We start from the raw sequence: 16774 nt of genomic DNA, 5'->3' as shown, positions 1-16774 counted from the left end.
GCGGGCTCCTTCAGGCGATGCGCCGCAGCGGCGGGATCACGTAGTCGCCGGCGATAAAGCCGTCGGTGGGGTGGTACAGGCGCAGGATCAGGTAGAACGGCGCGTCCGGCGCCGGCAGCCAGTTGTCCTCTGCCTGCGCTGGGCGCCGGTGCGAGATGGTCAGCGTGAGCCCGCCATCGGCGTCGTATTGCAGCCCCGGGCTGCGGTCGCCCAGCGCATAGCGGCCGATCGCGTTGTCGGTGAAAAAGCTGTCGGCGCCGTAGAGCGAGACCGACCAGAACGCCTGCGCCGGCGGCAGGTGTCCGGCCGGGAAGTGCAGCGCGTAGCTGTGGCGGCCGTGCAGCAGTTCGCCGTCGGCATCGTAGTCGGCGGCGGCGTAGACGGCTTCGTCGGCGCGCAGCGCGCCCAGGCCCTTCATCGCGGTCACGGCGCGCTGCATCCAGTCGTCGCCATAGCGGCCCAGCAGCAGGCTGTAGGTCCAGCTCTTGCGCGCATGGCTGCGGGTATTGGCTTCGATCAGCGCCATGCCTTCGCGCCAGGCGCGCACCAGGCCCTGCTGCACCGCGGGCCGCAGCGCGCCCACGTCGACCGGCGCGCCCGCACGGATGCCGCACTTGCGCAGCAGCGACAGCAGGCCCGCCATCGAAGGCTCGGCCGGATACTCGCGCAGCGCGTTGAAGACGTTGGCGAAGAAGTCGAGCGCGGGCTCGCCGCCGTCCTGCCAGTCGCGCACGCAGGCGGGCTGCCGCGCGCTGCCGCCGGACAGGCGGAAGCCCTGCTCGAAGGCGCTGGCGGCGGGCAGGTCGTCGGTGCCGGTCACCAGCACGCGGCCCAGCAGCCAGACCAGCGAAGTGGGGCAATGCACCACATGCGCGCCGTCGGCATGCTGGCCCGGGCCGGCCAGCACGATGTCGGCGCCTTCGGCGGGCACGTTGCGCGGACCCAGGTTCTCGAAGTTGTTGGTCCAGGCATCGAGCAGTTCCACCACGTAGTAGCGGCGTGCGTCCGGCAGCGCGGGCACGTGCAGCGTGACTGGGCCGTCGGCCAGGTTGACCCAGGCGCAGAAGTAGAGCAGGTCATTGGCCGGCGTGACGATGTCGCGATCGCGGTGCGTCCACGGCTGCGTGCTCGCCGACAGCGTGTTGACCGGTGCGCGCCCGTAGCCGGTGGCCTGCGCCACCGAAGTCTGCAGCCGACAGGTGCGCAGGCTTTCGAACAACGGATACGTGGCCAGCACCAGCGGCAGTGCCGCCGCGGCGGTCAGCGCTTCCTGCGGGGTGTCGATGGGGGCGCCGGCAAGGAAAGGCGCAGCGGGTTGGTTCATCGGGTGGTCTCCTCGGTGGGTCTGTTCGTGTGGCGGTCGGGCGCTTCCGCATGCAGGGTCACCACGGCATCGGCGGCGACCACGCCGCGGGCGGTGACGATCAGCGGGTTGAGTTCGAGTGTGTCCAGCCGCGGCCCGAGCGCGGCCGCGGCCTGCGAGACGCGCACCAGCACCTCGGCCACGGCCCCGGCATCGATCGCGGGATGACCGCGGTGGCCCGACAGCAGGGCCTCGGCACGGCTCGCGCGCAGCATGGTGCGGGCGCGGGCATGGCTCAGCGGCGCCAGGCCGAATGCGGTCTGGCGGAAGATCTCTACCGCGGTGCCGCCGATGCCGGCCAGCGCCACCAGCCCGAACACCGGGTCGCGCCGCACACCCACCATCAGTTCGCCCCAGCCGCGCACCATGCCGGCGACCAGCGCGCCGTCGAAGCGCGCCGGCGTGCCGTGGCTGGCCGCGGCGGCCTGCACCTGGGCAAAGGCGGCGCGTGCCGCCTGCGCGTCAGCCACGTTCAGCACCACGCCGCCGACATCGCTCTTGTGCAGGATGTCGGGCGAGCACAGCTTGATCGCGACCGGATAGCCGATGGTGTCGGCGATGCGCACGGCCTCGTCGGCATCGCGCGCCAGGCCGTGCGGCGCGGTGGGGATGCCGCACGCGGCCAGCCACTGCATGGCTTCGAACTCGGACAAGGCGGTGGTGCCGGGCGGGACATCGGGAACGGGCAAGCTTCCTGCGGCGGCCGCTGCGGGGATGGGCGCCGCTGCCGCTGCCGCTTGCGCTGCGGCACGGGCCAGCACGGCCACTGCGTGCACCGCGTGCGCCGGTTCGCGGAACGCCAGCGCGCCGCGTGCTTCCAGCCAGCGGCGCTTGTCGTCATCGGCCAGGCCGCTGAACAGCAATGGCGCCGCGGTGCCGCTGCGGTACAGGGTGTCGACGGTGTCCTGCAGGCCGGGCCAGATTCGCGGCGAGCCCACGCCGCCCGCCCGGAAGGCCACCACGCTGCCGTAGTCCGGGCTTTGTGCCGCGGCGGCAATGGCGTCCAGCAATACCTCGGGCTGCGCCACCACCTGGCCAGTGACGTCGATGGGGTTGGCGGTGCTGGCGAACGGAATCGCGCTGCGCAGCGCCGCCGCCGGGCCTTCGGGCATCGGCGGCAGCGGCAGGTCGAGTGCCTCGGCCTGGTCGGCCATCATGATGCCTACGCCGCCGGAGACAGTGACCAGCGCGACCGGGGTAACGGCATTGGCCGGCTCCTTTGCCGAAGGCTGCCACCGCGCCGGCCGGCGCCCGCGCGACAGCACGTATCCAAGGCGGAAGAATTCTTCCAGCGTATCGGCGCGGAACACGCCGTACTCGTCGAACACCGCCTGGTAGACCGCATCTTCGCCGGCCAGGCTGGCGGTATGCGATTGCGCGGAGCGCGCGCCGGCTTCGGTGGTGCCTACCTTGGTCACCACCACCGGCTTGCCCGCGGCGCGCGCGGCCGCCAGCGCACGGCGCAGGCGGGTGCCGTCGCGGCAGCCTTCCAGGTAGGCCAGGATCACGCGCGTGGCGTCGTCGCGGGCCAGCCATTCGATCACGTCCGCCACATGCAGGCCGGCTTCGTTGCCGGTGGTGACCCAGTGGCTCAGGCCCAGCTGGGCCTCGCGCGCCAGCGCAAAGGCATAGGCCCCGAACGCGCCGCTCTGGCTGACCAGCCCGACCTCGCCGACGGGCGGCAGCCCGCCGAGCGGGATCGGCGAGAAGGTGGCGAACACGCGCTCGCGCAGGTTCATCGCGCCCAGGCAGTTCGGTCCCAGCAGTGTGATGCCATGGGCCTGCGCCAGCGCCGCCAGTTCGGCCTGCAGCGCGATGCCATTGCCGCCGGTCTCGGCAAAGCCGGAGGTGAAGAACACCGCGGCGCGCGTGCCGTTGCGCGCCAGCTGGCGCATCGCGTCGAGGCTGGCACTGACCGGCAGCGCCACGATGGCGAGGTCGGCCGGCACGTCCAGTGCATCCAGCGTCGGCACCGCGGCCAGCCCCTGCACTTCGCTGGCGGTGGCGTGGACCGGGACGATGCGGCCGGCGTAGCCGAGTTCGCTCAGCAGCCGCACCGGCATGCCGCCGACCTTGTCGGGCTGGGTGGAAGCGCCGATCACGGCGATGGTGCGCGGTTGCAGCAATGCGCTCAGGTCTGGCATCGGTGTCTCCGTATGCGTGCGCCGTCACGTAGCGCCCTTGCGGGCCGGCGCCGCTGGTCTTGTCATGGTTGATGCCGGCCGATGTTGTCATAACATGTTATGATGAGTCAACGTTGTTATGATAAGTGGATGCCCGCATGGGCCATGCCCCCATGAATCCCTCGAATCTCGTGACAACCAGCTCATTGCCCCGCTTCAAGCAGATCGAAGGCGCGCTGCGCCAGCGCATCGTCAATAACGAATGGACCCCGGGCATCAAGCTGCCGTCGGAAGCCGAGCTGATGGCGGAGTTCGGCGTCAGCCGCATCACCGTGCGCCAGTCGCTGGCATCGCTGCTGGCGGAGGGGCTGATCGAAACCGTCCATGGCAAGGGCAGCTTTGTCAGCCGCCCGGCCGGGCAGGCAGACCTGGGGCCGCTGACCGGCTTCTATGACTACATGCGCGCCCGTGGCCACGAAGCGCACGGCAAGCTGCTGTCGACGCGGCTGATCACCGCGCCCGCCATCGCCGCCGACGCGCTGCGCATGCCGCCCGGCAGCAAGCTGCTAAGCGTGACCACGCTCAAGTCCGTGGCCGGCACGCCGGTGGCGGTCGGCGTGACCATGGCGCCCGAAGCGCTGATGCGCGCCATCCTCGAGCACGACCTCGAAAACAACGACGCGCTGATGATCGTGGAGGCGCGGCTGGGCTATCGCCTCAAGTACCTGCACACAGAAAGCGCGGCGATCCCCGCCACCGCGGAAAACGCGCGCCGGCTCAAGGTCGAGCCGGGCGAGCCGCTGCTGCGCATCCGCTTCACGCCCCACGACATCGACGAGCGGCCGCTGGCGTTCTCGGAATTCATGTTCCGCGGCGACAAGTTCACCTACAAGGCCTGCGTGCGGCGTTAGGGCCGCTGCTTGTGGCGGCAAGGGAACTTTTGCACCCGCACAGCGGCCTGAACTGCATCGGCGCCGGCGCCAGGGTGGTGCAGTCCGGCGCCGCCCAGCCGCAGGAGTCCAGGATGTTGTCGCCGCTTTCCCCACGTTTGCTGTCTGCCGCGCTCGCGGTAGCGTTGTCCGCGGGCGTGCCGGTCGCGCTGGCTGCGGCCCGGCAGGATGCATCCCGGCCGGCTGCCCGCGAGGGCGCGCCCGAGGCCGCCTGCAAGCACGCGGTCAAGGCGGCGCTGCCTAATCCCGGCAGCTTCAAGTGGGTGGCCGCCACCGCGCGCCAGATCGACAAGGACAACTACAGCGTGGTGGCCGATGTCGAATACCTGGCCAAAGACGGTGCCGTGCGCGAAGCCAAGGTCCAGTGCGACGTACGGCGCGAGCAGGGCAACCGCTACGCCGTGCCGAAGATGCGGCTGCCGCATTAACCCCAGACTGTCTCGCCTGCGCCCGCTGTTGCAATTTAATGTGGACACTGTCCAGTTCGTTTGCTAGTCTATGTGTACAGCATCCACAAATGCTCGCGGCAGGCGCCGCATCCCGGCCGTTACCCACTCACTGGAGACCGAATATGCAAATCGAAGCACAAAAGGAACACCGCTGGCTGCAACGTCTGATTGGCAACTGGATGGCGGAGGGCGAGGCCGTGATGGGACCGGACCAGCCGGTGCAGACCTGGCAGATTCCGGAACGGGTCAGCGCCATCGGCGACGTCTGGGTGCAGTGCGTGGCCCAGGGCGATATGCCCGGCTGCGGCCCGGCTACGACGGTCATGACGCTGGGCTACGATCCCGCGCGCAAGCACTTTGTCGGCACCTTCATCGGCTCGATGATGACCCACCTGTGGGTCTACGAGGGCGACCTCGACGCCGGCGGCCAGCAGCTGACGCTGCGCGCCGAAGGGCCGGACTGCTCGGGCAACGGCCGCATGGTGCAGTACCGCGACGTGATCACGTTCCGCGACGACAACCACCGCGAACTGACTTCGTACATGCAGGGCGAAAACGGCGAGTGGACGCAGATCGTGAAGGCTACCTACCGCCGCCAGCCCTGAGCGTCAGGAGCGCTCCCCGGCCATCCGTGCCAGCCGCGACAGGCGTGAGCCGGGGCCGGGGGGATCGTCGTGGCGGCCCCCGCGCTGCCGCGCCGCATTGCGTCGGCGCCTGCGCAGCACCAGCAGCAGCGATGCAGGCACCAGCAGCACCAGTGCCAGCAGCGCAAAGGTGACCAGACCCGGGTCGCGCGCCGCCGCGGCGACCCGGTCGACCAGCAAGGCACTGACCACGATGCCGGGCAACATACCCAGCGCGGTGCCGATCAGGCAATCGCGCAGGCTGATGCGCGAGGCGCCCACCACCAGGTTGACCAGCGAGAACGGTGCGATCGGCACCAGCCGCAGCACCACCATGGCGACCACGCCGTGCTTGCCCAGCTGGTGGCTGACGCGGTTCAGCCGCCTGCCGCCAAAGCGGCGCACCGCCTGGCGCCCCAGCAGCCGGCCGGCCAGGTAGCCCGCGCCGGTGCTCAGCACCGTGCCCCCCAGCGCCAGCACGGCACCATAGAGCGGGCCGAACACCACCACCGTGACCAGGATCAGCAGCGTCACGGGCAGCATCGTCACCGCGCCGGCCAGGTAGACCCCCATCATCGCCAGCGGCGCCAGCGGCATCTGGTCGACGCGCTCGATCGCGCCCAGCAGCGCGCGGAAATCCGCCCACTCGCGCAGCGGCGTATAGCGCCACGCAAAGGCCATCCCCGCCATCAGCAGCGCCAGCGCCACCATCGCGCCGACGCGCCCGAGCACGCGCGGGCGCGCTTCGTGGCTGACGAACTCGGCCAGCACCTGGTCGCTGTCGATCGGCTCGATCGGGTCCAGCAGGTTGGCAGCCGGCGACGCGGCATCGACGTCGTCGGGCAGCGGCGGCACATAATCTTCGAGCGAGCGGCCGTCGCTGCGCTGCAGGTTGCGGATCGCGCCGAGCACGCTGCGGGTGCGTGCCACCTCGGCCTGGAACGCTTCGGGCGCCACCTCCAGGTGTTCGCCCAGCAGCCGCGCGCGCATCGCGGCGATGGCGGCCTGGATGCGCGGCTCGCCGCCGGAGACCACCACGATATTGCACTCGGTGTCGAGTCCCAGCGAACGGTTGCTGAGGTTGGCGGAACCGATGGTGAGGAAGTCGTCGTCGATCACCGTGACCTTGCTGTGGACATTGACGCAGTCGGGCAGCAGGCCGGGAATGGTCGGGCAGTACAGGCGGAAGCGATCGAACCGGTCGGCCGCGCGCAGCTGCCGGTACAGGCGCGCGCGCAGCACGCCCATGCTGTGCGCCTCGAGCCAGCCGCTCTCGTTGCGGCGCGACACCAGCACGATATCCGGGCCGTCCTCGTGCCCCAGCCGCGCGGCCAGCGCCTTGGCGATCTCGCCGGAGCTGAAGTACTGGTTCTCCATGTAGATGCTGTGCCGGGCCGAGGCGATGGCATCGCGCAGCAGCATGCGCACCTCGCTCACGCCGGGCTCGTCCTCGCACATGGGCATGGTGCGGGCAATGCCCACGCGCACGTCGGTCAGCTCTGGCGCCAGGCTCGGCGGCCATGGATCCGACGAAGTCGCCGCCACTGGCCGCGGGTGGCTGCCGCTGGCGCGCAGCCAGCGTTCCGCGCACAGCTTGCCGAGCGCGGCGGCCGCGCTGCCGTCGACCGCGCACTGCACGTCATGGAAGGGCGCGTACGGCCGGCCCTCGGCCATGCGCAGCGGTGCGCCGGGCGCGTGCTGGTTGTCGTCCCAGCGGCGCAGCGTCAGGTCCAGCCCGCCGACGAAGGCAACCTTGTTGTCGATCACCACCACCTTCTGATGATGCGATGCGCCTGGCGGATGATTGCCGTCGAGCAGAAACGACAGGTGCCGGTGCGCCTGCCAGTGCGCGCTGGCCGAGGGCAGCCACTCGCGCTCCATCGCCATCACCATGGCGTAATCCCAGCTCAGGATGTAGATGCGCAGGTTGGGGCGACGGTCGGCCAGCGCGCACAGGAAGTCGCGCAGCCCGGGCGGCAGGCCGTCCTGCACGCCGGCGGGGACCAGTTCCATGCGGCTGTCGATGTCCCAGCCCAGGATGAAGATGGTGTGTTCGGCCAGTGGCAGCGCCTCGCGCAGCGCGCGGAAATAGGCGTCGGCATCGACCAGCATGGCAAAGCGCCGGCACGGTTCGACGCGCCAGCAGTTGCGCCCGGGTTCGAGCTGGAAGCCGGGCGGCGAGGCGGGATCATGCGGTGGTGGCGACGCCGGGGGCGCGGGGGACGCCGTGGTGCCGGGCGGATTGTATTGCCTCATTGCGCACGCTCAGGGGAAAGCGAAAGCCATAGCCTGAAGCGTCGCGCAAGTTCCGTACCCTGCGCAAGCGCCCGTTGGTGCCGCGCCGGGCGCGGCTTTTGCGTGTGCGCCTTACCTGCCTTTGTAAGAACGGCACGCGCGCCAGCGTGCCGGAGGGCGTCGAACGTGTCAGGAAGCCTGCTCGCGCCGCAGCGTGGCGGGCCGGGCGATGCCCCAGACATCCAGCAGCGGCTCGAAGTGCGGGGTGTTGTCGCGCGGCGCGGGTGCGACGCGCCGTGGCGGCGGCAAAGGACGGCCGGTCAGCACCAGCGGAGTTTCGGCTTCCGGCGGCAGTTCGGGCTCGCCTTCGTAGGCCACGACGCCCATCTGGCGGGCGGATTTGAGCGCGCGGGTCAGTTCGGCGGCGCTCAGGCGGCTGGTGGTGGCGAGCCGGTGCCGGGGCATGGGCCCATTGGCACGCAGGCTCGAAATCAACGCCATCACGCATTCCCGGGTGGTTCGATTCATGTCGCTGCGTCAGAAAAATGGTGCGGCAGCGAACCCGCCGATCGGGTTCCTTGCCTGCGGATAACCATTCTTCAGCAGGGGTCATGGTCTTGCCAACCCGATATGACACTTGTTCACATTCCTGCAAGGGAAGTCAACGTCTTCGCAACGCCCCCTTCATGGGACGTCAGTGCCGCGTTTTCGGGTCGCCGGTGGCAAAGCCGGACGGCGCGCCGTCATGCCGGGTCAGCATGGAGCCATGCCGGCGCCACTTGCGGGCGTGGCGATCCTGGATGTCTTCGGCAAGGTCGTGCAGTTCCGCCACCCTGGCGTCGATCGGGTCGGGATAGATGTCCAGCGGACGATATCGGAGAAGAAAACGCATGACGGGTCTCGGTTGTCTGGTCGTCGGCCTGTGGCCTGACTCCAGTATTGGCGGTGGACCCGGGGTTTTCAGCAGAAGATGCGCGACGCTTTGATGCGACTCAATGCATCTCGCGCAATGTACTGTTGCAGCCCGCTGGGTCAGCGGGCACGCAAGGCAGTGATGGCGGGGCGGCCGGCCGGGACGGCGCTAGCGGCCGAGGCGGGCGTTGCCGCGGGCATCGCGGCAGTAGATCTTGCGTTCACGCACCAGGCCGTCGCGGCCATGGATGCACAGCGATACGCCGTCTGCGCGGGCACGCATCCAGCCGGCGGCAATCGCGGCTTCCTGCGTCGGGAAGTGCAGTGCCGTGTCGTCGGGGCCGCTTTCCAGGCCCTCGATGGTGAGCGCCCATTCGCCGTCGCTGGCGTATTCGGAGTCGCCGCTGGCGGCGGGAAGCACGTGGATGCTGCGTGACGTCATGGTGTTCTCCGTGATGGCTGGCAGTGACATTGGGTTTTATAGGATCCCGCGAGCGCGGGCTATCGGTCGCAGTCCTACAAGCATTTTCGGGACCAGCCGGCGCGCCGGGCGCGGCACCGCGGTAGTGCGGCATGCCGCCGTGGCATGTCGCGCGTTCTGCTGACATCGCGGTAGGACGAATGCCGACTTTTCGTACTGCCACGGCTTGCTACGATCCAATTGCCGGTTGGGCAACAGGCTGCCCGGTCAAGCCATTCCGAGCTCTTCCATCCTGGCGGCGCATGCCGCATCCACACGAAGCAAGGAGATCATCATGAGAAAGCTATACGCACTGTTTGCCCTCGCTGGCATGCTGCTGGTCACGGGCTGCAACACCATGGCCGGTGCCGGCAAGGATATCGAGCGCGGCGGCGAGAAGGTGCAGGGCGCGGCGGAAAGCACCAAGCAGAAAATGTAAGACACGGACGGCCACAGGGTGGCCGGCCGACGGCCCGTGCCCCAGGCGCGGGCCGTTTTTATTTGCGTGTGATCATCCGTGGTTCATGCATGCGCCGCTTCGGTGCAGTTGCGCCGCCAGCTGGCCGGCGGCAATCCGAATTCTCGCTTGAAGGCCCGGCTGAAGGCGGCCTCCGAGTCATAGCCGACCGCGCCGGCGACCTCGCTGATCGAGCGGTTGCCGCTGCGCAGCTCGGCCGCGGCGGTGCGCAGCCGCCAGTGCGCGAGGTACTGCATCGGCGGCTGCCCCAGCAGGTCGGTGAAGCGTTGCGCCAGCGCCGAGCGCGACAGTCCCACGTTGCCGGCCAGCTCGTCGACGGTCCACGGATAGGCCGGCCGCGCATGCATGCGCGACAGCGCACGCGCCACGTAGCGGTCGCGCAGCGCGGCGAGCCAGCCGCTTTCATTGGCCGGCAGGGTGTCGATGCAGCGCCGCACCGCCTGTACGAACAGCAGTTCCGACAGCTTGGCCAGCACGGTGGCGCTGCCGGCGCGCGGTTCGGCCGCCTCCGAGGTGGCGAAGGCCAGCGCCGACGCCAGCCACGCGGATTCCAGCCCGCTGCCCAGCCCCACCTTGAACAGCCGCGGCAACGATGTCAGCAGCGGATTGCCGATGGTGTCGTCGAAGCCGAGAAAGCCGCAGACCATGCGCGTGTGTTCGCCGCCGCCGCCGTACGAGACCCGCATGACTTCGCCCGGGCTGTTGCGCAGCAGGTCATACACCAGCGGCGCCGACGGCAAGGGCTGCAGGTGGAGGTCGCTGCCGAGCACATGCGGCTCGCCCTGCGGCACCACCAGCAGCTCGCCGGCTTCCACCCGCACCCCGGGGCCGGTGTCGTCGACCAGGCGCGCCCAGCAGATGCCTTCGGTGATCAGGTGATACGAGACCACGCGATCGGCGCGCGGCAGGAACGCGGCGCGCAATTCAGCATCGGCTTCACTGATCAGGCACCACGGGGATTTGAATTCGCCGTTCAGGAACACGGCACCGCTCAGCTGCACGGCGCGCAAGAGGTCGGACAAGGCATCCATGGCCACATTCCTCCAGATCCGGGGTTTCGCGCAAGAAAGCCGGACGCCCGATCATACGGGCGAGGGGACCGGGCTCCGATACTAGCACCGTGCCCGTGACCGTACAACGGCGCGGGGCACGCACCATAACCGGACGGAGACAACACCATGGAAACCCTTTCCGCAGCGGATGCCAGCGCCGGCGCACAGGCCGACTGGATCGGCCTTGCCGCCACGCTGGGCCGCACCTTCGATGGCCGCGCGCCCGAGATCGACGCGAGCGAGCAGTTCGTCAGCGCCAACTATGACGACCTGCGCGCGCACCGCTTCTTTGCCGCGGCGGTGCCGCAGGAGCTGGGCGGCGTCGGGCTGTCGCACCCGCAGCTTGGCGCGGTGCTGCGTGAACTGGGCAAGTATTGCGGCTCGACCGCGCTGGCCTTTGCCATGCATACGCACCCGGTGGCCACGGCCGCATGGCGCTGGCGCAATCAGCAAGCGCCGGTGGAAGGCCTGCTCAAGCGCGTCGGCGCCGAGCAACTGGTGTTGCTCGGCAGTGGCGGCTCTGACTGGCTGCAGGGCAGCGGCAAGGCCACGCGCGTCGACGGCGGCTATCGCGTCGACGCGCGCAAGATCTTCGCCAGCGGCGCGCCGGTGGCGGACCTGTTCATGACCTGCGCGGTCTATGACGACCCCGAGGCCGGCCCCACCGTGCTGCATTTCGCTCTGCCGATGAAGACGCCGGGCGTGCGCGTGCTGTCGAACTGGCACACACTGGGCATGCGCGGCACCGGCTCGCACGATGTCATGCTCGAAGGCGTGCTGGTGCCCGACACCGCCATTGCCGCGCGCCGCCCGCAAGGCGTATGGCATCCGATGATGCATACGGTGGCGATGATCGCGTTGCCGCTGATCTACGCCGTCTATGTCGGCATCGCCGAGGCCGCGCGCGATATCGCGCTGCAGCTGGCGCGCCAGCGGCGCCTGAACGCGCATGCGGTCGAGGCTGCGGGACGCCTGTGCAATGAAGCCGATGCCGCGCAGCTGGCGCTCGATGCAATGTTCGCTGCCGCCGCCGGCCAGGCACCCGGCGCGATCACCACCAACCGCATCATGAGCGCGCGCACGCTGGCGGCACGCGCGGTGCTGGCGACCGTGGAAGCGGCGATGGACCTGGCCGGCGGCGCGGGCTTCTATCGCGATGCCGGACTGGAGCGGCGCTTCCGCGATGCGCAGGGCGCGCGCTTCCATCCGCTGCAGGCCGGCGCCCAGCAGGAGTACGCCGGACGCATGGCGCTGGGGCTGGATATCGATGCGCCGACCGGCGAGGTGCGCACGGCAGCGCAATGATGTCCGCGCTGGCCCAGCTCTCCTACGACACCGAGGCCTGCAATGACAGCGGCCAGGGCCAGGACGCCTGCGCCATCGGCCACGATGGCGCGGCGCGCCGCGCCTTGCGCGATGCGCTGGGGCAGTTTGCCACCGGGGTCACCGTGGTCACGGCCGCCGGCGCCGATGGCCGCCCGGTCGGCGTAACCATCAATGCGTTCGCTTCCGTGTCGCTCGCGCCGCCGTTGCTGCTGTGGTGCCTGGCGCAAAGCTCGGGCAGCCTGCCGGCGTTGCGCGCCGCGCCCTGCCATGCGATCAACGTGCTGGGCAGCGCGCAGCTGGAGGTGTGCCGGCGCTTTGCGTCGCGTGCCGGCGATCGCTTCGCCGGCATCGCCCATCGCCCCGGCCCGTGCGGCACGGTGCTGATCGACGGCACGCTGGCGTACTTTATCTGCCGGCATCGCTCCGTGCGCACGGTGGGGGACCATGTGTTGTTCGTCGTGGAAGTGGTGGCCTATGGCGCCGCGCCGGGCACGCCGCTGGTGTTCCATGGCGGCGGCTTTGCCGACGCGCGCGAACCCGGCGCCGGCTAGGCGCGCTCGGCCCGCTTGCCCAGGATGACCAGTGCGATGCCGCCCAGCACCGCCGCCGCGCTCAGCGCCAGCCGCAAAGTCAGCGCTTCGCCCAGCAACGCGATGCCACCGGCCGCGGCAATGACGGGCACGCTCAGCTGCACGGTCGCCGCGGTAGCCGCGCGCAGGCGCGGCACCGCGGCGTACCAGATCACATAGCCAAGCCCGGAGGTGATGGCGCCGGACACCACCGCATAGGCAAGCCCCGGGGCATCCAGCGAGCGCTGCGCCTGGATCGCGGCACCCAGCGCCAGCGCCATGGGTACGGCGCGCACGAAGTTGCCCGCGGTGGTCTCGACCGGATCCGCGGCGCGCTTGCCGCGCAGCGAATAAACACCCCAGGCGATTCCCGCCGCAATCATCAGCAGCGATGAGGCCAGCGGCGGCGTCGCCACGCTCGGCAGCATCAGCCACACCAGTCCGGTCAGCGCCAGCGCCAGGCCCACCCACTGCTGCGCGCGCATCGGCTCGCCGTTGTAGAGCCCGTAGCCGGTCATGGTGGCCTGCACCGCGGCGAACAGCAGCAGCGCGCCGGTGCCCGCGCTCAGGCGCTCATACGCGAACGAAAACGCGGCCGCATAGCAGAACAGCGCCAGCGCCGATACCCAGTTGCCGCCCAGCGCCATCGCGCCCGCGCCGGGGCGTGCGGCCTGCCGACGCGCCATCACGATCAGCCACAGCACCGCCGCCGCTGCCGCGACGCGCGCCAGCGTGAACGTGCCGGCGTCGATGGTGGTGCCTTTCAGCGCGAGCCGGCACAGCAGCGAATTGCCGGCGAACGCCAGCATCGCCAGCGCGGTCAGCAGCGCGGTGTTGGCATGCGGCATGCGGGCCGGACCTTGCGCTTAGCCGGCTGGCGGAGCGTCGCCGATGGCGAACGAGGATAGGTGCTCGATCGCCTTGACCAGCCCGGAATGGTCCCAGGCCGCGCCGCCCAGCCCGTTGCAGACGTTGAACAGCTGCTGGCACGACGCCGTATTGGGCAGGCTCACGCCAAGCTCGCGCGCGGTCGACAGCGCCAGCTCCAGGTCCTTCTGGTGCAGCGCGATGCGAAAGCCGGGGTCGAAGGTGTGGCGGATCATCCGTTCGCCATGCACTTCCAGGATGCGCGAACTGGCAAAGCCGCCCATCAGCGCCTCGCGCACGCGCGCCGGATCGGCGCCGGCGCGGGCTGCCAGCACCAGCGCCTCGCTGACCGCCTCGATGGTCAGCGCCACGATCACCTGGTTGGCCACCTTGGCCACCTGTCCGTCGCCGGCCGCGCCCACGCGCGTGATGTTCTTGCCCATCAGCTGCAGGATGGGCAGCACGCGGTCGAACACCTCCTGCTTGCCGCCCGCCATGATCGACAAGGTGCCGGCCTTCGCGCCGACTTCACCGCCCGATACCGGCGCGTCGATATAGTCCGCGCCAAGGGCTTCGATGCAACGCGCGAACTCGCGCGTGGCGATCGGCGAGATCGAGCTCATGTCGATCACCGTGACGCCGCCCGCGGTATCGGCCAGGCCGTCGGCCACGCCGCGCTCGCCGAACAGCACCTTTTCCACATCGGGCGTGTCGGGCAGCATCAGGATGATGGTCTCCGACTGCCTGGCCACGTCCTCGGCGCTGGCACAGGGCCTGACGCCGGCATCCTGCAGGTCTTGCGGCACGCCGCTGCGGCTATGGGCGAATACGGCATGCCCGCCATCGACCAGGTGCCGCACCATGGGCTTGCCCATCACGCCAAGCCCGATAAAGCCGATCTTGCTCATGTCAGTGTCCGGTAGTGAATCAGGCATCGACCCGGGCGTGCATGGCGCACCGCGCCGGGCGCATATCTGATGATAGTCAGCCGCGCGCCAGCGCAGACAGCGGACCTGGCGCGGGATGCGCGCTGGCCCGCGCCGCCGCCACGCGCGCGGCGGCGTCGTCCAGCTGCGCCAGCGTGCCGGCATCGATGGGGATCTGCTCCGCGCGGGCGGCGCGGCATGCGCGCTCCGGTTCGCCGGGCAGCTGGATGCCGGCCTGCCCGGGCTGCAGCCGTGCGCTTTTCATCCAGTCGGCAAAGGCCGCGACTTCATGGCCGAACGAGGTGCTGGTGCCGAGCCGCGCGGGATCGAACACGATCGCCAGCATGTTGTTCCAGACCGCGTGCTCGTGCCGCAGCGTTTCCGGGCGGATGGTATGGCCGCCGGTCACTGCGGCGCCGAGCAGTTCGCACATCACCGCCAGCACGTGGCCCTTGTGCTCGCCGAAGGGCCGCAGGGCGCCCTGCGGCATGCCGGCGGACGGGTACATCACGGCGGCATCGGTAGTGGGCTGGCCCTGCGCATCGAGCAGGCAGCCGGCCCCGACCGGCACGCCCTTGTTATGGGCCACGCGTACCTTGCCCAGCGCGATGGCGCTGGTGGCGAAGTCCAGCACCAGCGGCGGCTCGCCCGCCATCGGCACGCCGATGGTGAACGGGTTGGTGCCGTAGCGCGCGTCGTAGCCGCCGTGGGGTGCGACGATCGGCTTGGACAGCACGTTGACGAAGTGGATCGAGATCATGCCGGCGGCCGTGGCCTGCTCGGCCCAGTGGCCGACGCGCCCGAGGTGGTGCGACTGGCGCAGCCCCAGCACGCAGACGCCGTGCTCGCCCGCGCGGGCGATGGCCATCTCCATGGCCTGCGCCGTCACTGCCTGTCCCATGCCGCGGTTGCCGTCCAGGCTGAGCAGGCTGCCGCCGTCCTGCAGCACGCTGACCTGCCGGTTCAGCTGCAGTTCGTCCGCCTGCCACGCCAGCACGTAGCGCGGGATCATGCCGACGCCGTGGGAGTCATGTCCGCTCAGGTTGGCGCCGACCAGGTGGTCGGCCGTCTGTTGCGCTTCCTTGGGGCTGCTGCCGGCGGCAAGCCAGAGATCGGTAACCCACTGGTGCAGCGCGCGGGTGGGAATGCGGAGTTCGCTCATGTCGGCCTTGGAGGGAGGAATATGTTGCGAAACAAAAAGCCCCGCTGCCGTGTGACGGCAACGGGGCTTTCATGATACGTCCGACGCGTGCGCGAGGGTCCGCGCCTGGCCGGTGATCGGCAAATGCCTACTGGTGGGGGGACGCTTGCGCCGGGCCTTTCGCCAGGATTTCCCTGATGCGAGCCAGGTAGCTGTCGCCTACCGCGCGGTGGATGCGCGATGTCTCGGCGGCGAACTGGCGCCGGCTGGGCGGGCGGATGCCCAGGCTGCGGCAGATCGTGGACAGGTAGGGCTTGCTTGAACCTGCCAGGCGCTGCACCGCGCTTTGCAGCGCGGCATCGCCGATGCGGCGGCGCAGCCAGGCCAGCACCTGGCGGTCATAGTCGTTTTGCACGCGGATCAGGTGTTCCATGCCGGGACTCCACTGTTTATCCATACAGGTACTGTAAATATATACAGTATCCGCGAGGAGGCAAGAAAAATCCGGGCCTGGCTGGGAAAAAGGCTGCCGCTGCGTCTACGCGTCGGTCGTTTTAAGAAGATTCTTGGCCTCAGTACCGTCACCCGACACCAGCGGCAGTACCGCGTCGCGCTTTTCCAGCAAGTGGCGCTTCAGCACCGCCGCCAGCCGCTTGCCGTCGCGGGCCTCCAGCGCCCGGATCATCTCTTCATGGTCCTCGACCGCGTCGTCCCACTTGCCGCTTTGCTGGTTGGAGCGGAAGCGCAGCGCCTGCAGGCGGCGGTTGATCGATTGATAGGTCTGCCGCAGCGCCCCGTTGCGCGCGGCCTCGTTGATGCGGTCGTGAATCTCCTGGTTGCGGCTGTAGTAGCCCGGCAGGTCGTTCTGCGCGCGGCAGGCCAGCATCCCGTAGTGCAGCGCCTTGATCTGCGCGAGTTCGGCCGCGGTGATGCGCTCGCAGGCCAGTTCGCCGGAAAACGCCTCGAGCCCGCTCATCAGCTCGAAGCTCTCCCTGACTTCGGCCTCGCTCATGCGCGAGATGCTGGCGCCGCGGTTGGGCGCCAGGTCGATCAGGCCTTCGGCCGCCAGCACCTTGAGCGCTTCGCGCAGCGGCGTGCGCGAGATGCCCAGGGTGTCGCATAGCTCGCGCTCATTGAGCTTGGTGCCCGGCGCGAACACGCCTTCGACGATGCACTGGCGCAGGTGCCCGACTACGGTGTCATGCAGGCGCGGGCGTTCCAGGCGCGGCAGCGACGGCGGCGGAATGGGTCCGGCAACGCCTGTGGCCCGGTCATCGTTATATGAGTTTTGCATTCAATA

18 protein-coding genes are annotated in these 16774 nt (G+C 69.7%); 6 read left to right on the top strand and 12 right to left on the bottom strand.

The features are described 5' to 3' along the window. Nucleotides 1-10: 10 nt before the first annotated feature. Nucleotides 11-1324: a DUF1254 domain-containing protein gene (locus tag A2G96_RS28030; protein ID WP_062803419.1), complete on the bottom strand. Its 1314-nt coding sequence runs from the start codon at nucleotides 1322-1324 to the stop codon at nucleotides 11-13. Continuing rightward, a complete protein-coding gene (locus tag A2G96_RS28025) occupies nucleotides 1321-3507 on the bottom strand; it encodes an acetate--CoA ligase family protein (RefSeq protein ID WP_062803418.1) in 2187 nt (728 codons plus the stop codon). Before A2G96_RS28025 ends, A2G96_RS28030 begins: the two co-directional genes overlap by 4 nt. Nucleotides 3508-3659: 152 nt before the next feature. On the opposite strand from A2G96_RS28025, the gene A2G96_RS28020 reads away from it, so the two are divergent. From A2G96_RS28020 to A2G96_RS28010, 3 genes are all read left to right on the top strand, one after another. Next, nucleotides 3660-4397: a GntR family transcriptional regulator gene (locus A2G96_RS28020; protein WP_062804172.1), complete on the top strand. Its 738-nt coding sequence runs from the start codon at nucleotides 3660-3662 to the stop codon at nucleotides 4395-4397. Nucleotides 4398-4426: 29 nt separating this feature from the next. Further along, the gene (locus A2G96_RS28015) at nucleotides 4427-4864 is read left to right on the top strand and encodes a DUF2880 domain-containing protein (RefSeq protein ID WP_231909673.1); all 438 of its coding nucleotides are present in this window, start codon (nucleotides 4427-4429) and stop codon (nucleotides 4862-4864) included. A gap of 143 nt (nucleotides 4865-5007) precedes the next feature. Beyond that, on the top strand, nucleotides 5008-5490 hold the full coding sequence (locus tag A2G96_RS28010; protein WP_062803417.1) for a DUF1579 domain-containing protein: 483 nt from the start codon (nucleotides 5008-5010) through the stop codon (nucleotides 5488-5490). 3 nt (nucleotides 5491-5493) lie between these two features. On the opposite strand, the gene A2G96_RS28005 is transcribed toward A2G96_RS28010, so the two are convergent. From A2G96_RS28005 to A2G96_RS27990, 4 genes are all read right to left on the bottom strand, one after another. Next, complete coding sequence (locus A2G96_RS28005; RefSeq protein WP_062803416.1) at nucleotides 5494-7764, bottom strand: VTT domain-containing protein; 2271 nt, start codon at nucleotides 7762-7764, stop codon at nucleotides 5494-5496. Between the two features lie 168 nt (nucleotides 7765-7932). After that, nucleotides 7933-8244, bottom strand: coding sequence for a hypothetical protein (locus tag A2G96_RS28000; protein WP_062803415.1), 312 nt, complete (start codon nucleotides 8242-8244; stop codon nucleotides 7933-7935). Between the two features lie 193 nt (nucleotides 8245-8437). Next, nucleotides 8438-8635, bottom strand: coding sequence for a hypothetical protein (locus A2G96_RS27995; RefSeq protein ID WP_062803414.1), 198 nt, complete (start codon nucleotides 8633-8635; stop codon nucleotides 8438-8440). Nucleotides 8636-8824: 189 nt separating this feature from the next. Continuing rightward, nucleotides 8825-9097, bottom strand: coding sequence for a DUF2188 domain-containing protein (locus A2G96_RS27990; RefSeq protein ID WP_062803413.1), 273 nt, complete (start codon nucleotides 9095-9097; stop codon nucleotides 8825-8827). Nucleotides 9098-9410: 313 nt separating this feature from the next. Here A2G96_RS27990 and A2G96_RS27985 point away from each other — a divergent pair, with 313 nt between their 5' ends. Further along, nucleotides 9411-9554 (top strand): entericidin A/B family lipoprotein, encoded by a 144-nt coding sequence (locus tag A2G96_RS27985; protein WP_012355598.1) that lies wholly within the window; start codon nucleotides 9411-9413, stop codon nucleotides 9552-9554. Nucleotides 9555-9637: 83 nt separating this feature from the next. Here A2G96_RS27985 and A2G96_RS27980 read toward each other — a convergent pair whose 3' ends face one another. Continuing rightward, nucleotides 9638-10624: an AraC family transcriptional regulator gene (locus A2G96_RS27980; protein WP_062803412.1), complete on the bottom strand. Its 987-nt coding sequence runs from the start codon at nucleotides 10622-10624 to the stop codon at nucleotides 9638-9640. 147 nt (nucleotides 10625-10771) lie between these two features. On the opposite strand from A2G96_RS27980, the gene A2G96_RS27975 reads away from it, so the two are divergent. Together A2G96_RS27975 and A2G96_RS27970 are read left to right on the top strand one after the other, a co-directional pair. Beyond that, on the top strand, nucleotides 10772-11950 hold the full coding sequence (locus A2G96_RS27975) for an acyl-CoA dehydrogenase family protein (protein ID WP_062803411.1): 1179 nt from the start codon (nucleotides 10772-10774) through the stop codon (nucleotides 11948-11950). After that, on the top strand, nucleotides 11947-12522 hold the full coding sequence (locus A2G96_RS27970) for a flavin reductase family protein (RefSeq protein ID WP_082819126.1): 576 nt from the start codon (nucleotides 11947-11949) through the stop codon (nucleotides 12520-12522). The genes A2G96_RS27975 and A2G96_RS27970 overlap by 4 nt, the downstream gene beginning before the upstream one ends. Here the strand turns inward: A2G96_RS27970 and A2G96_RS27965 are convergent. The 5 genes from A2G96_RS27965 to A2G96_RS27945 form a co-directional block, all read right to left on the bottom strand. Further along, a complete protein-coding gene (locus A2G96_RS27965; RefSeq protein ID WP_062803410.1) occupies nucleotides 12519-13388 on the bottom strand; it encodes a DMT family transporter in 870 nt (289 codons plus the stop codon). The two genes, A2G96_RS27970 and A2G96_RS27965, sit on opposite strands and share 4 nt — an antisense overlap. Before the next feature lie 18 nt (nucleotides 13389-13406). After that, a complete protein-coding gene (locus tag A2G96_RS27960; RefSeq protein ID WP_062803409.1) occupies nucleotides 13407-14315 on the bottom strand; it encodes a 2-hydroxy-3-oxopropionate reductase in 909 nt (302 codons plus the stop codon). 76 nt (nucleotides 14316-14391) lie between these two features. After that, nucleotides 14392-15495, bottom strand: a complete 1104-nt coding sequence (locus A2G96_RS27955) for a malate/lactate/ureidoglycolate dehydrogenase (RefSeq protein WP_062803408.1) — start codon at nucleotides 15493-15495, stop codon at nucleotides 14392-14394. A gap of 127 nt (nucleotides 15496-15622) precedes the next feature. Beyond that, nucleotides 15623-15907, bottom strand: coding sequence for a CppA family protein (locus tag A2G96_RS27950; RefSeq protein WP_062803407.1), 285 nt, complete (start codon nucleotides 15905-15907; stop codon nucleotides 15623-15625). Between the two features lie 105 nt (nucleotides 15908-16012). Then, nucleotides 16013-16768, bottom strand: a complete 756-nt coding sequence (locus A2G96_RS27945) for a GntR family transcriptional regulator (RefSeq protein WP_062803406.1) — start codon at nucleotides 16766-16768, stop codon at nucleotides 16013-16015. Between the last annotated feature and the right edge of the window lie 6 nt (nucleotides 16769-16774).

It is taken from the genome of Cupriavidus nantongensis, from assembly GCF_001598055.1.
GTDB classification, from domain to species: Bacteria; Pseudomonadota; Gammaproteobacteria; order Burkholderiales; family Burkholderiaceae; genus Cupriavidus; species Cupriavidus nantongensis.
Note: the sequence above shows the minus strand (reverse complement) of the source record. Positions and strands in the feature narration are given on the sequence as shown.